The sequence below is a fragment of the Enterobacter cloacae complex sp. SHL012 genome (assembly GCF_049237505.1).
GTDB lineage: Bacteria > Pseudomonadota > Gammaproteobacteria > Enterobacterales > Enterobacteriaceae > Enterobacter > Enterobacter kobei.
On the sequence record NZ_JBMKIZ010000008.1, the window covers coordinates 37,546 to 52,006 of the forward strand.

13 protein-coding genes are annotated in these 14,461 nt (G+C 55.9%); 12 read left to right on the forward strand and 1 reads right to left on the reverse strand.

Going from position 1 to position 14,461, the window contains the following annotated elements; genetic code table 11:
- Window positions 1-78 precede the first annotated feature (78 nt).
- From ftsY to livJ, 6 genes are all read left to right on the forward strand, one after another.
- Window positions 79-1,545 carry a signal recognition particle-docking protein FtsY gene (ftsY, locus tag ACOTY9_RS19910; RefSeq protein WP_045281837.1) on the forward strand — a complete coding sequence of 489 codons (1,467 nt, stop codon included), beginning with the start codon at window positions 79-81 and terminating at the stop codon, window positions 1,543-1,545.
- Between the two features lie 2 nt (window positions 1,546-1,547).
- Complete coding sequence (ftsE, locus tag ACOTY9_RS19915; protein WP_014882113.1) at window positions 1,548-2,219, forward strand: cell division ATP-binding protein FtsE; 672 nt, start codon at window positions 1,548-1,550, stop codon at window positions 2,217-2,219.
- Window positions 2,206-3,261 (forward strand): permease-like cell division protein FtsX, encoded by a 1,056-nt coding sequence (gene ftsX / locus ACOTY9_RS19920; protein ID WP_014882114.1) that lies wholly within the window; start codon window positions 2,206-2,208, stop codon window positions 3,259-3,261. Before ftsE ends, ftsX begins: the two co-directional genes overlap by 14 nt.
- A gap of 251 nt (window positions 3,262-3,512) precedes the next feature.
- Window positions 3,513-4,370, forward strand: coding sequence for an RNA polymerase sigma factor RpoH (gene rpoH / locus ACOTY9_RS19925; RefSeq protein WP_014882115.1), 858 nt, complete (start codon window positions 3,513-3,515; stop codon window positions 4,368-4,370).
- A 136-nt stretch (window positions 4,371-4,506) separates the two neighbouring features.
- Window positions 4,507-5,772, forward strand: coding sequence for a 4-aminobutyrate--2-oxoglutarate transaminase (locus tag ACOTY9_RS19930; protein ID WP_045135384.1), 1,266 nt, complete (start codon window positions 4,507-4,509; stop codon window positions 5,770-5,772).
- Between the two features lie 196 nt (window positions 5,773-5,968).
- On the forward strand, window positions 5,969-7,069 hold the full coding sequence (livJ, locus tag ACOTY9_RS19935; protein ID WP_014882117.1) for a branched chain amino acid ABC transporter substrate-binding protein LivJ: 1,101 nt from the start codon (window positions 5,969-5,971) through the stop codon (window positions 7,067-7,069).
- A 177-nt stretch (window positions 7,070-7,246) separates the two neighbouring features.
- On the opposite strand, the gene panM is transcribed toward livJ, so the two are convergent.
- Window positions 7,247-7,630: an aspartate 1-decarboxylase autocleavage activator PanM gene (gene panM, locus ACOTY9_RS19940; RefSeq protein ID WP_014882118.1), complete on the reverse strand. Its 384-nt coding sequence runs from the start codon at window positions 7,628-7,630 to the stop codon at window positions 7,247-7,249.
- A gap of 424 nt (window positions 7,631-8,054) precedes the next feature.
- On the opposite strand from panM, the gene livK reads away from it, so the two are divergent.
- The 6 genes from livK to ugpB all read left to right on the forward strand — a co-directional run bounded on the left by livK (window position 8,055) and on the right by ugpB (window position 14,453).
- Window positions 8,055-9,164, forward strand: coding sequence for a high-affinity branched-chain amino acid ABC transporter substrate-binding protein LivK (livK, locus tag ACOTY9_RS19945; RefSeq protein WP_014882120.1), 1,110 nt, complete (start codon window positions 8,055-8,057; stop codon window positions 9,162-9,164).
- Window positions 9,165-9,210: 46 nt separating this feature from the next.
- Window positions 9,211-10,137: a high-affinity branched-chain amino acid ABC transporter permease LivH gene (gene livH, locus ACOTY9_RS19950; protein WP_014882121.1), complete on the forward strand. Its 927-nt coding sequence runs from the start codon at window positions 9,211-9,213 to the stop codon at window positions 10,135-10,137.
- Entirely contained in the window at window positions 10,134-11,411 is a 1,278-nt protein-coding gene (livM, locus tag ACOTY9_RS19955) for a branched chain amino acid ABC transporter permease LivM (protein ID WP_045135386.1), read from the forward strand. Before livH ends, livM begins: the two co-directional genes overlap by 4 nt.
- Window positions 11,408-12,175, forward strand: a complete 768-nt coding sequence (gene livG / locus ACOTY9_RS19960; protein WP_014882123.1) for a high-affinity branched-chain amino acid ABC transporter ATP-binding protein LivG — start codon at window positions 11,408-11,410, stop codon at window positions 12,173-12,175. The genes livM and livG overlap by 4 nt, the downstream gene beginning before the upstream one ends.
- A 1-nt stretch (window position 12,176) precedes the next feature.
- Complete coding sequence (gene livF / locus ACOTY9_RS19965) at window positions 12,177-12,890, forward strand: high-affinity branched-chain amino acid ABC transporter ATP-binding protein LivF (RefSeq protein ID WP_006812273.1); 714 nt, start codon at window positions 12,177-12,179, stop codon at window positions 12,888-12,890.
- Window positions 12,891-13,136: 246 nt separating this feature from the next.
- Entirely contained in the window at window positions 13,137-14,453 is a 1,317-nt protein-coding gene (ugpB, locus tag ACOTY9_RS19970; protein ID WP_045135387.1) for a sn-glycerol-3-phosphate ABC transporter substrate-binding protein UgpB, read from the forward strand.
- Window positions 14,454-14,461 lie beyond the last annotated feature (8 nt).

The window sequence follows — 14,461 nt, forward strand, 5'->3', positions numbered from 1 at the left end:
CAATTAAGTAAAGTGTTAGACTATTTCATCATTTTTTTAGCTTCCCTGTATATAGCGCCGCGAGGAGTGTAGTCGCAGATGGCAAAACAAAAAAAACGTGGCTTCTTTTCCTGGTTGGGTTTCGGTGAAAAAGAGCAAGAAACAGAACAGAAAACCGAAGAACAACAGGTTGTAGAAGAGCAGTCACAGCCTGAAACGCCTGTAGAAACCGCTGCGGTTATCGAAGCGGAAGAACCTGTCCACAGCAAAGAAGAGATTGAATCGTTTGCTGAAGAGGTGGTTGAAGTCACTGAACAGGTTCAGGAGAGCGAGAAGCCAGAACTGGTTGTGCCCGAAGCCGTTACCGACGCACCGCAGGCTGTTATCGAACATGAAGAGCTGCCGCTGCCGGAAGAGGTTAAAGCCGAAGAGGTATCTGCAGAAGAGTGGCAGGCCGAAGCGGAAACCGTTGAAATTGTTGAGGCGGTGGAAGAAGAGGCGGCGCTTGAGCCAGAGCTGACCGACGACGAGCTGGAAGCCCAGGCGCTGGCGGCGGAAGCGGCTGAAGACGCGGTTATCGTCGTGCCGGTGGAAGAGCAGGAGCAGGCTGAAGAAGAGATCGTTCAGGAGCAGGAAAAACCGACCAAAGAAGGTTTCTTTGCCCGTCTGAAGCGCAGCCTGTTAAAAACCAAAGAAAATCTGGGTTCCGGATTTATCAGTCTGTTCCGCGGCAAGAAGATCGACGACGATCTCTTTGAAGAGCTGGAAGAGCAACTGCTGATCGCTGACGTGGGGGTGGAAACCACCCGTAAGATCATCGCCAGCCTGACCGAAGGGGCAAGCCGCAAACAGCTGCGCGATGCCGAGGCACTGTACGGCCTGCTGAAAGACGAGATGGGTGAAATTCTCGCAAAAGTTGATGAACCGCTTAATATTGAAGGCAAAACGCCATTTGTTATTCTGATGGTGGGTGTTAACGGCGTGGGTAAAACCACGACTATCGGCAAGCTGGCGCGTCAGTTCGAGCAGCAGGGAAAATCGGTGATGCTGGCGGCGGGCGATACCTTCCGTGCGGCGGCGGTTGAGCAGCTGCAGGTGTGGGGCCAGCGGAACAACATTCCGGTGATTGCCCAGCATACCGGCGCGGATTCCGCGTCCGTGATTTTTGATGCCATTCAGGCGGCGAAGTCCCGTAACGTGGACGTGCTGATTGCTGACACCGCAGGGCGTTTGCAGAACAAATCGCACCTGATGGAAGAGTTGAAGAAAATCGTCCGCGTCATGAAGAAGCTGGACGAAGATGCACCGCATGAAATTATGCTGACTATCGACGCCAGCACCGGACAGAACGCCGTTAGCCAGGCGAAGCTGTTCAATGAAGCGGTAGGATTGACCGGGATCGCGCTGACCAAGCTGGACGGCACCGCGAAAGGCGGGGTGATCTTCTCCGTAGCCGACCAGTTCGGCATTCCTATCCGCTACATCGGTGTGGGCGAGCGTATTGAGGATTTGCGTCCGTTTAAAGCGGACGACTTTATTGAGGCACTATTTGCCCGAGAGGACTAACAATGATTCGCTTTGAACACGTCAGCAAGGCCTATCTCGGTGGGAGACAAGCGCTGCAGGGAGTCACATTCCACCTGCAGCCAGGCGAGATGGCATTCCTGACCGGCCATTCCGGCGCGGGGAAAAGTACTCTGCTCAAGCTTATCTGTGGGATCGAACGGCCAAGCGCCGGGAAAATCTGGTTCAGCGGCCATGATATTAGCCGTCTTAAGAACCGTGAAGTGCCGTTCCTGCGTCGTCAGATCGGCATGATTTTCCAGGATCACCATCTGCTGATGGATCGCACCGTTTTCGATAACGTCGCTATCCCGCTGATTATTGCCGGTGCCAGCTATGATGATATCCGTCGTCGCGTCTCTGCGGCGCTGGATAAGGTTGGGCTGCTGGACAAAGCGAAGAACTTCCCGATCCAGCTCTCCGGCGGTGAACAGCAGCGTGTGGGCATCGCCCGTGCGGTGGTGAACAAGCCGGCCGTACTGCTGGCGGATGAACCCACAGGTAACTTGGATGATGCGCTCTCCGAAGGGATTTTGCGTCTGTTTGAGGAATTCAACCGCGTTGGGGTCACAGTATTGATGGCGACGCACGATATCGGGCTGATTTCCCGTCGTTCGTACCGCATGCTGACTCTGAGCGATGGACATTTGCACGGAGGCCATGGTGAACAAGCGTGATGCAATGAACCAGATTCGGCAGTTCGGGAACCGGTTTGACCGTTTCCGTAAGCCGCAGGGTGGCGGTGATGGCAATCGTAACGCACCTAAGCGCCAGAAAGCGGCGCCAAAGCCGGCTTCGCGCAAAACCAACGTGTTTAACGAGCAGGTGCGCTACGCTTTCCACGGCGCGTTGCAGGATCTGAAAAGCAAACCGCTGGCAACGTTCCTGACGGTGATGGTCATCGCCATCTCCCTGACGCTGCCAAGCGTCTGCTACATGGTTTATAAGAACGTGAACCAGGCGGCGTCCCAGTATTATCCGTCGCCGCAGATCACCGTTTATCTGGATAAAGCGCTCGACGATAACGCGGCGGCGCAGGTGGTCGGGCAAATCCAGGCCGAGCAGGGCGTGGAGAAGGTCAACTATCTTTCCCGTGAAGAAGCGCTGGGCGAGTTTCGCAACTGGTCCGGTTTTGGCGGTGCGCTGGATATGCTCGAAGAGAACCCGTTACCTGCGGTAGCGGTGGTGATCCCGAAGCTCGATTTCCAGGGGACCGATTCGCTAAATACGTTACGCGATCGCATCACCCGGATTAACGGAATTGATGAAGTGCGCATGGACGACAGCTGGTTTGCCCGTCTTGCCGCGCTGACCGGGCTGGTGGGACGTGTGTCGGCGATGATCGGCGTACTGATGGTGGCCGCGGTGTTCCTCGTCATTGGTAACAGCGTGCGCCTGAGCATTTTTGCTCGCCGCGATACCATTAACGTGCAGAAACTGATTGGCGCGACGGATGGCTTCATCCTTCGTCCGTTCCTCTATGGCGGCGCATTGCTCGGTTTTTCCGGGGCATTTCTTTCACTGATTTTGTCAGAAATTTTGGTGATGCGTTTGTCATCGGCCGTGACGGAAGTGGCGCAGGTTTTCGGAACTAAGTTTGATATCAGTGGCTTAGGCTTTGACGAGTGCCTGTTATTACTGCTGGTTTGCTCGATGATTGGTTGGGTGGCAGCCTGGCTGGCGACCGTTCAACATTTACGCCACTTTACTCCCGACTAATAAAAGCGTGATATAATCTTTCCCTGCACTGAGATGTTCGCTCTGCAGGGAAAGCGTCCCTGTTGTCTCTTCCCCTGTTATCATCTCCATGTCACATTTTGTGCGTAATTTATTCACTGTTGCACCTGGAACTTGTGGATAAAATCACTGTCTGATAAAAGAGTGAATGCTAATCTCGTTGCTCAAACGCTTTGGCATGGTTGTTGCCTGACGGGGACAACTTGGACCAGAAGAAACATTGAGAGGAATGAATGACCAAAGAAATGCAAACTTTAGCTTTAGCCCCTGTTGGTAACCTGGAATCTTACATCCGGGCTGCGAACACCTGGCCGATGTTAACGGCCGAGGAAGAAAAGGAGCTTGCTGAAAAGCTGCATTACCAGGGCGATCTGGAAGCAGCGAAAAAGCTGATCCTGTCTCACCTGCGCTTTGTTGTTCACATTGCTCGTAATTACGCGGGCTATGGCCTGCCGCAGGCGGACTTGATTCAGGAAGGTAACATCGGTCTGATGAAGGCTGTACGTCGCTTTAACCCGGAAGTGGGTGTGCGACTGGTCTCCTTCGCAGTACACTGGATCAAAGCAGAAATTCATGAATACGTGCTGCGCAACTGGCGTATCGTGAAAGTCGCCACGACAAAAGCGCAACGTAAACTGTTCTTCAACCTGCGTAAAACCAAGCAGCGTCTGGGCTGGTTCAATCAGGATGAAGTGGAAATGGTGGCGCGCGAGCTGGGTGTATCCAGCAAAGATGTGCGTGAGATGGAATCCCGTATGGCCGCGCAGGACATGACGTTTGATATGTCCTCCGACGACGACGGCTCTGACAGCCAGCCAATGGCCCCGGTTCTGTATCTGCAGGATAAAACCTCCAACTTTGCTGACGGCATTGAAGAGGATAACTGGGAAGATCAGGCCGCGAATAAGCTCACCCATGCGATGGAAGGCCTCGACGAACGTAGTCAGGATATTATCCGTGCCCGCTGGCTGGACGAAGACAACAAGTCCACGCTGCAGGAACTGGCCGACCGCTACGGCGTCTCCGCTGAACGTGTGCGTCAGCTTGAAAAGAATGCCATGAAAAAACTTCGCGCCGCTATCGAAGCGTAATTTCTGCGAAGTACACTGAGAACCCCTGGATGAGAGTCCGGGGGTTTTGTTTTTTTAGCGCCCGCTCTGGCGAATTCCTCCCCCCTGGCAAACACTTACTGATGCGCTAAGCAGGCGATTTTCTCAGGGGGACAGGGTGAAAAATAACGAACTGAACGACCGGCGTTTGCAGGCGACGCCGCGCGGTATCGGCGTCATGTGTAATTTCTATGCCGATAAAGCCGAAAACGCCACGGTGTGGGACGTAGAAGGCAACGAGTATATCGACTTCGCCGCCGGCATTGCGGTGCTGAATACCGGCCATCGCCATCCCAAAGTCATTTCCGCTATTGAAAAACAACTCCACGCCTTTACCCATACGGCGTACCAGATTGTGCCATATGAAGGCTATGTGGCGCTGGCCGAGCGTATCAACCAGCGCGTGCCCATTGATGGCCCGGCCAAAACGGCCTTTTTCTCGACGGGCGCAGAAGCGGTTGAAAACGCGGTTAAAATAGCCCGCGCCTATACCCGACGTCCTGGCCTCATCACTTTCGGCGGCGCGTTCCACGGCCGTACTTTTATGACCATGGCGCTGACTGGCAAAGTTGCGCCGTACAAACTGGGCTTTGGTCCGTTCCCTGGCTCGGTGTATCACGCGCAGTATCCGAACGATCTGCACGGCGTTAGCACGAATGAGGCGTTAAAAAGCCTGGAGCGCATCTTTAAAGCGGATATCGCACCGGATCAGGTCGCGGCCATTATTCTCGAACCGGTTCAGGGGGAAGGCGGTTTCAATATTGCACCTGCCGATTTTATGCAGGCGCTGCGTGCCCTCTGTGATACCCACGGTATTTTGCTGATTGCCGACGAGGTACAAAGTGGTTTCGCCCGTACAGGCAAACTGTTCTCGATGGAACACCACTGCGTGAAGCCGGATCTGATCACCATGGCGAAAAGCCTCGCGGGTGGGATGCCGCTCTCTGCGGTATCGGGCCGTGCCGACGTGATGGACGCACCTGCGCCGGGCGGGCTGGGCGGTACTTACGCGGGGAACCCGCTGGCGATTGCCGCTGCGCATGCGGTGCTGGACGTGATTGATGAGGAGGATCTCTGTACACGTTCTGCGCATCTTGGTCATCACCTGGTAGAGGTGCTGAACAAAGCGAAGGAACACTGTCCGTATATCGCCGACATTCGCGCGCAAGGATCGATGGTGGCGGTAGAGTTTAATGACCCGCAAACGGGCCAGCCTTCGCCGGAATTCACCCGCAAGGTACAGGAACGCGCGCTGCAGGAAGGTCTGCTTCTGCTGAGCTGCGGCGTTTACGGCAACGTTATTCGTTTCCTTTATCCGCTGACAATCCCCGAAGTGCAGTTCCGTCAAGCGCTGGACATTATCTCCGCCTCGCTGACACGTTAAAGCCGCGCGCCCGGTGAAATCTTTGCCGGGCTTATCATATATTCATTTCAAATTAGCTATTCCAAAATCATAAAAATGGGGTATGTTTTAGCAGAGTATGCTGAAAAAGCGCGAACAGCACACCAATAACTGAAATAAAGCGCTGCACAACAACATCACAACAATCGTAATAACCATAATAATGGGGAATCTCAGGATGAACATGAAGGGTAAAGCGTTACTGGCAGGATGTATTGCGTTGGCATTCAGCACCATGGCACAGGCAGACATTAAGGTGGCAGTGGTTGGCGCAATGTCCGGTCCGGTAGCACAGTACGGCGACCAGGAATTTACGGGCGCTGAACAGGCGGTTGCAGACATTAATGCTAAGGGCGGTATTAAAGGCGAAAAACTGCAGATCGTAAAATATGATGATGCCTGTGACCCGAAACAAGCGGTAGCGGTTGCGAACAAAGTGGTAAACGACGGGATCAAATACGTTATCGGTCACCTGTGCTCTTCCTCAACTCAGCCTGCGTCTGACATCTACGAAGACGAAGGGATTCTGATGATCACCCCGGCGGCGACCGCACCGGAGCTGACCGCGCGCGGCTACAAACTGACCCTGCGCACCACGGGCCTGGACTCTGACCAGGGTCCAACGGCGGCGAAATACATTCTGGATAAAGTGAAGCCGAAGCGTATCGCGATTGTTCATGACAAACAGCAGTACGGTGAAGGTCTGGCGCGTGCGGTGCAGGATGGTCTGAAGAAAGGCAACGCCAATGTGGTCTTCTTCGATGGGATCACTGCCGGTGAGAAAGACTTCTCCACGCTGGTGGCGCGCCTGAAAAAAGAGAATATCGATTTCGTTTACTACGGCGGTTACCACCCGGAGATGGGCCAGATCCTGCGCCAGGCGCGTGCTGCCGGTCTGAAAACCCAGTTTATGGGACCTGAAGGCGTAGCGAACGTTTCCCTGTCTAACATCGCGGGTGAATCTGCGGAAGGCCTGCTGGTGACCAAGCCGAAGAACTACGACCAGGTCCCTGCGAACAAACCTATCGTAGATGCCATCAAGGCGAAGAAACAGGATCCAAGCGGCGCGTTCGTCTGGACCACCTACGCTGCGCTTCAGTCTCTGCAGGCGGGTCTGAACCAGTCAGCCGATCCGGCCGAGATTGCGACCTGGCTGAAAGCGAACACCGTCGAAACCGTGATGGGACCGCTGTCCTGGGATGAGAAGGGTGACCTGAAAGGCTTTGAGTTCGGCGTGTTTGACTGGCATGCCAACGGTACGGCGACAGACGCCAAATAATTTTCCCGTCGCCTTTCGCGCCGCAGGTGCGTTGGCTGCGTTATTCAACCCCGGTCACTTACTTATGTAAGCTCCCGGGGATTTCATAACTTGCCGCCTTCCTGCAACACGAAATGCTTGGGAAAATACGGTGGAGAATGTAGGCCGGGTAAGGCGCAGCCGCCACCCGGCTTTCTTTTAGCGCTTCTCCCACCCGCTCTCCTGCGCCGTAAACCCTAACGCCTGCATAAACGCCGCCATCACGCCGCGGTCTTCTACGCCTACGTCAGCCATCCACCATGAGGTCACGTTCGGGTTTTCGCGGATCACTTCTTCAATTAAATACTGCCCCACGCCGCGACGCCGGGTGACGTCACGTACACGCAGTGAGTCCAGCGCCCCTTCTGTACCGCTCAGGGTCACGCGAACCGCAGCCAGCAGGCGTTCGTTGAAACGCGCGGCATAAATGCGGTGAGTCTCGTCGACGCGTAGCGACGAAGGGGAATATTCCGGCCAGATCTTGCCCAGGTCGATATGATCCTGGTCGCTAAAGGTCACCAGACGCACGATAGTCAGTTTCATTAGCTACATGTCCAAATCAAATTGAGTAGGGGCAGTGTACTCAATTTATTCACTCAGCGGCTTCCTCTTTTTATTCTCATTAACCAGGTGATTAGTTTTTTGGTAACGCGCTGGGCAGTTTGAAAACACATGGATCGAAAAATAAGCAGAATTTTAACCTGAATGGTAGTGATTTATTCGGCGCTTTGTACCGTTATTTTATGCTGCAAACTGCACTTTTATTTGTTTATCTCTGCATGATTTCAGAATATTATCTTTGCTTAATCGCCTGAAAAATAGAGATTTTAGTCTGGTTTTTGGCAAAAAACTGCGCTAAACCATTAAAGGCACTGGTAAAAATAGCGTTGTGCATTAAAAGTACAGAATGCTTTTTAACCATAATAAAACAAAATATAAACACGACATCACGAATGGGGATTCTGAGATGAAAAGGAACGCGAAAACATTTATCGCGGGAATGGTTGCACTGGCGATCTCGCATGCAGCCATGGCGGAAGAGATCAAAGTTGCGGTCGTGGGCGCAATGTCCGGCCCTGTTGCCCAGTGGGGTGATATGGAGTTCAACGGCGCGCGCCAGGCCATCAAAGACATCAACGCCAAAGGCGGCATCAAAGGCGACAAGCTGGTGGGCGTGGAATATGACGACGCCTGCGATCCGAAACAGGCCGTCGCGGTCGCCAACAAAATCGTCAACGATGGCATCCAGTATGTGATTGGCCACCTGTGCTCATCGTCCACCCAGCCTGCGTCTGATATCTACGAAGACGAAGGTATTCTGATGATCACCCCCGGTGCCACTAACCCTGAACTGACCCAGCGCGGCTATCAGCACATTATGCGTACCGCCGGTCTCGATTCTTCCCAGGGACCCACCGCCGCCAAATTTATCCTCGAAACCGTAAAGCCAAAGCGCATTGCCATCATTCATGACAAGCAGCAGTACGGCGAAGGCCTGGCGCGTTCCGTTCAGGACGGCCTGAAAAAAGGTGGCGCGAACATCGTCTTCTTTGACGGCATCACTGCCGGTGAGAAAGACTTCTCCGCGCTGATTGCTCGTCTGCAAAAAGAGAACATCGACTTCGTTTACTACGGCGGCTACTACCCTGAAATGGGGCAGATGCTGCGTCAGGCACGCGCCACCGGTCTGAAAACCCAGTTTATGGGACCAGAGGGCGTGGGTAATGCCTCCCTGTCGAACATCGCGGGCGATTCTGCCGAAGGCATGCTGGTTACGATGCCAAAACGCTATGACCAGGATCCGGCGAACAAGGCTATCGTTGATGCGCTTAAGGCGCAGAAAAAGGACCCGAGTGGTCCGTATGTCTGGATCACCTACGCGGCCGTACAGTCTCTGGCGACGGCTCTGGAGCGTACCGGCAGCAAAGAGCCGTTGGATCTGGTGAAAGATTTAAAAGCACACGGGGCGAACACCGTGATTGGGCCGCTGAACTGGGATGAGAAAGGCGATCTGAAGGGATTTGAGTTTGGTGTCTTTAAGTGGCACGCCGACGGGTCTTCCTCGGCCGCCAAATAATTATCCCGCCGCCCGGACCGCCGGGCGGGAATAAAAAGGTTTGCATATGTCCGAGCAGTTTCTCTATTTCCTGCAGCAGATGTTTAACGGCGTCACGCTGGGAAGCACCTACGCGCTGATTGCCATCGGCTATACGATGGTTTACGGCATTATCGGCATGATCAACTTCGCCCACGGCGAGGTGTACATGATCGGTAGCTACATCTCCTTTATGATCATCGCCGCCCTGATGATGATGGGCATCGACAGCAGCTGGCTGCTGGTTGCCGCCGGGTTTGTCGGCGCCATTGTGATCGCCAGCGCCTATGGCTGGAGCATCGAGCGCGTGGCCTATCGGCCGGTGCGCAGCTCCAAGCGTCTGATTGCGCTCATCTCCGCCATCGGTATGTCGATCTTCCTGCAAAACTACGTCAGCCTGACCGAAGGGTCGCGCGACGTGGCGCTGCCAAGCCTGTTTAACGGCCAGTGGATCGTGGGGGCCAGCGAAAACTTCTCTGCCTCTATCACCACCATGCAGCTCGTCATCTGGGTCGTGACCTTTATTGCGATGCTCGCCCTGACGCTGTTCATCCGTTATTCCCGCATGGGGCGCGCCTGCCGTGCCTGCGCGGAAGACCTGAAGATGGCGAGCCTGCTTGGTATCAACACCGACCGCGTGATTGCCCTGACCTTCGTGATCGGCGCCGCGATGGCGGCAGTGGCGGGCGTGCTGCTCGGCCAGTTCTACGGCGTGATCAACCCGTACATCGGCTTTATGGCCGGGATGAAAGCCTTCACTGCGGCGGTTCTGGGCGGTATCGGCAGTATTCCTGGCGCGATGATCGGTGGCCTGATCCTGGGCGTGGCGGAAGCGCTCTCCTCGGCGTACCTGAGCACCGAATATAAAGACGTGGTGTCGTTTGCCCTGCTGATTCTGGTTCTGCTGGTCATGCCTACCGGTATTCTGGGCCGTCCGGAGGTAGAGAAAGTATGAAACCGATGCATTTTGCAATGGCGCTGCTCTCTGCCGCCATGTTCTTCGTGCTGGCGGGCGTCTTTATGGGCGTCCAACTGGAGCTGAGCGGCACCAAACTGGTGGTGGATACCGCACCTGACATCCGCTGGCAGTGGGTGTTTATTGGCACGGCGGTGGTGTTCCTGTTCCAGCTGCTGCGTCCGCTGTTCCAGAAGACGCTGAAAAACGTTTCTGGCCCGAAATTCATCCTGCCGGCAATCGACGGTTCCACCGTGAAGCAAAAGCTGTTCCTCGTGGCGCTGCTGGTGGCGGCCGTGGCGTGGCCATTCGTGGTCTCGCGCGGCACGGTGGATATCGCTACCCTGACCATGATTTACGTGATTTTGGGTCTCGGTCTGAACGTGGTGGTGGGGCTCTCTGGCCTGCTGGTGCTGGGCTACGGTGGTTTTTACGCCATCGGTGCCTACACCTTCGCGCTGCTGAACCATTATTACGGCCTCGGCTTCTGGACCTGTCTGCCGCTGGCGGGCCTGGTTTCTGCCGCTGCGGGCTTCCTGCTGGGCTTCCCGGTGCTGCGCCTGCGCGGTGACTACCTGGCGATTGTGACCTTAGGCTTTGGCGAAATCGTCCGTATCCTGCTGCTGAATAACACCGAAATCACCGGTGGTCCGAACGGCATCAGCCAGATCCCGAAACCGACCTTCTTCGGACTGGAGTTCAGCCGTACCGCCCGCGAAGGCGGCTGGGATACCTTCAGCAACTTCTTTGGCGTGAAGTATGACCCGTCCGACCGCGTGATTTGGCTCTACCTGGTTGCGCTGCTGCTGGTGGTGGTGACCCTTTTCGTGATTAACCGTCTGCTGCGCATGCCGCTGGGCCGCGCGTGGGAAGCGCTGCGTGAAGATGAGATCGCCTGCCGCTCCCTGGGCCTGAACCCGACCCGCATCAAGCTGACCGCGTTTACCATCAGCGCCGCGTTTGCCGGTTTCGCCGGGACGCTGTTTGCCGCGCGTCAGGGCTTCGTCAGCCCGGAATCGTTCACGTTTGCCGAATCGGCCTTTGTGCTGGCGATTGTGGTGCTCGGCGGGATGGGCTCGCAGTTTGCCGTCATTCTCGCGGCCATCCTGCTGGTGGTCTCGCGCGAGCTGATGCGTGACTTTAACGAATACAGCATGCTGATGCTGGGTGGTTTGATGGTGCTGATGATGATCTGGCGTCCGCAGGGCCTGCTGCCGATGACCCGTCCACAGCTGAAGCTGAAGAACGGGAAAGCGAAAGGAGAGCAGGCATGAGTCAGCCATTATTATCCGTTAACGGTCTGATGATGCGTTTTGGCGGCCTGCTGGCGGTCAACAACGTGAATCTGGATCTGCATAAGAAAGAGATCGTCTCCCTGATTGGCCCCAACGGCGCGGGAAAAACCACGGTGTTTAACTGTCTGACCGGTTTCTACAAGCCTACGGGCGGCACCATCATGCTGCGCGATAAGCACCTAGAAGGGCTGCCGGGCCAGCAAATTGCCCGCATGGGCGTGGTGCGTACCTTCCAGCACGTGCGCCTGTTCCGCGAGATGACGGTGATTGAGAACCTGCTGGTGGCACAGCATCAGCAGCTCAAAACCGGGCTGTTCTCCGGTCTGCTGAAGACTCCGGCCTTCCGCCGTGCCCAGGAGGAGGCCCTCGACCGCGCCGCCACCTGGCTCGACCGCATCGGCTTGCTGCAGCACGCCAACCGTCAGGCGAGCAACCTGGCCTACGGCGATCAGCGTCGTCTGGAGATTGTGCGCTGCATGGTGACGCAGCCGGAGATCCTGATGCTCGACGAACCGGCGGCGGGCCTCAACCCGAAAGAAACCAAAGAGCTGGACGAGCTGATTGCCGAGCTGCGCGATCACCACGACACCACCATCCTGCTGATTGAGCACGACATGAAGCTGGTGATGGGTATTTCGGACCGTATTTACGTGGTCAACCAGGGCACGCCGCTGGCAAACGGCACGCCGGAAGAGATCCGCAACAATCCGGACGTGATCCGCGCGTACCTTGGTGAGGCATAAGATGGAAAAAGCGATGTTAACGTTCGACAAGGTCAATGCGCACTACGGCAAGATCCAGGCGCTACACGACGTCAGCCTGCACATCAATCAGGGTGAAATCGTCACCCTGATTGGCGCCAACGGCGCGGGCAAAACCACGCTGCTCGGTACCCTGTGCGGCGACCCGCGGGCTACCAGCGGGCGGATTGTGTTTGATGGCAAAGACATTACCGACTGGCAGACTGCAAAAATCATGCGTGAAGCGGTGGCGATTGTTCCGGAAGGACGTCGCGTCTTCTCGCGCATGACGGTGGAAGAGAACCTGGCGATGGGCGGCTTCTTCGCTCACCGCGATGAATACCAGACCCGCATCAAGTGGGTATACGAACTCTTCCCGCGCCTGTGGGAGCGCCGTATTCAGCGTGCGGGCACCATGTCCGGCGGTGAGCAGCAGATGCTGGCGATTGGCCGCGCGCTGATGAGCCAGCCGCGCCTGCTGCTGCTGGACGAACCGTCGCTCGGTCTGGCGCCGATCATTATTCAGCAGATCTTCGACACCATCGAGCAGCTGCGTAAAGAGGGGATGACCATCTTCCTCGTCGAGCAGAACGCCAACCAGGCGCTGAAGCTCGCCGACCGTGGCTACGTGCTGGAAAACGGCCGCGTGGTGCTTGAAGATACCGGCGATGCGCTGCTGGCGAATGAAGCGGTGCGGAGCGCGTACCTCGGAGGCTAAGCCGTCTGTGTTGCCCGGTGGCGCTTACGCTTACCGGGCCTACGGGATCGACCAGGCCGGGTAAGGCGAAGCCGCCACCCGACTTTTTTTAACCCAACACCCTTCACACAACCATCATCCCCCTGACGCTTTGCTGTCACTTATCTGTAAACAAACAGTTATTTTTCTGTCATTCGAGCATGTCATGTTACCTCGCGAGCATAAAACGCGTGATATCGCGCATCCGGCACAATAAGAGAGATGACAATGACATCGTTACGACACACAGCTTTGGGTCTGGCACTGGGTCTGGCTTTTGCGACGAACGCAATGGCTGTCACCACCATTCCATTCTGGCATTCCATGGAAGGGGAGTTGGGTAAAGAAGTTGACTCCCTGGCGCAGCGTTTCAACGACACCCACCCGGATTACAAAATTGTGCCGGTGTACAAAGGCAACTACGAGCAGAGCCTGAGCGCGGGCATCGCCGCCTTCCGTACCGGTAACGCCCCTGCACTGTTACAGGTTTATGAAGTGGGTACCGCGACCATGATGGCCTCCAAAGCCATTAAGCCGGTCTATGAAGTCTTCAAAGAGGCGGGCATCAACTTCGACGAGTCGCAGTTCGTGCCAACCGTGGCGGGCTACTACACCGATTCCAAAACCGGTCACCTGCTGTCTCAGCCGTTTAACAGCTCCACGCCGGTCCTGTACTACAACAAAGATGCTTTCAGGAAAGCCGGTTTAGATCCGGAGCAGCCGCCAAAAACCTGGCAGGATCTGGCCGACTATACCGCGAAGCTGAAAGCTGCGGGCATGAAGTGCGGCTACGCCAGCGGCTGGCAGGGCTGGATCCAGATTGAAAACTTCAGCGCCTGGCACGGCCTGCCGGTTGCCACCAAAAACAACGGCTTCGACGGCACTGACGCGGTACTGGAGTTCAACAAGCCGGAGCAGGTGAAGCACATTGCGCTGCTGGAAGCGCTCAACAAAAAGGGCGATTTCAGCTACTTCGGCCGTAAAGACGAATCCACTGAAAAGTTCTACAACGGTGACTGCGCTATTACCACCGCGTCTTCCGGTTCGCTGGCAGATATCCGTCACTACGCCAAATTCAACTACGGCGTGGGCATGATGCCGTACGACGCTGACGTGAAGGGCGCGCCGCAGAACGCCATCATCGGCGGGGCCAGCCTGTGGGTGATGCAGGGCAAAGACAAGGGCACCTACAAAGGCGTGGCCGAGTTCCTCGACTTCCTGGCGAAGCCAGAGATTGCCGCTGAGTGGCACCAGAAAACCGGCTACCTGCCGATCACCAAAGCCGCCTATGACCTGACCCGCGAGCAGGGCTTCTACAGCAAAAACCCGGGCGCGGATATCGCGACGCGTCAGATGCTGAACAAGCCGCCGTTGCCGTTCACCAAAGGTCTGCGTCTGGGCAACATGCCGCAGATCCGCACCATCGTGGATGAAGAGCTGGAAAGCGTGTGGACCGGGAAGAAAACGCCTCAACAGGCGCTGGATTCAGCGGTAGAACGCGGGAATCAGCTGCTGCGCCGTTTTGAGCAGTCGACCAAATCGTAATTAAAACC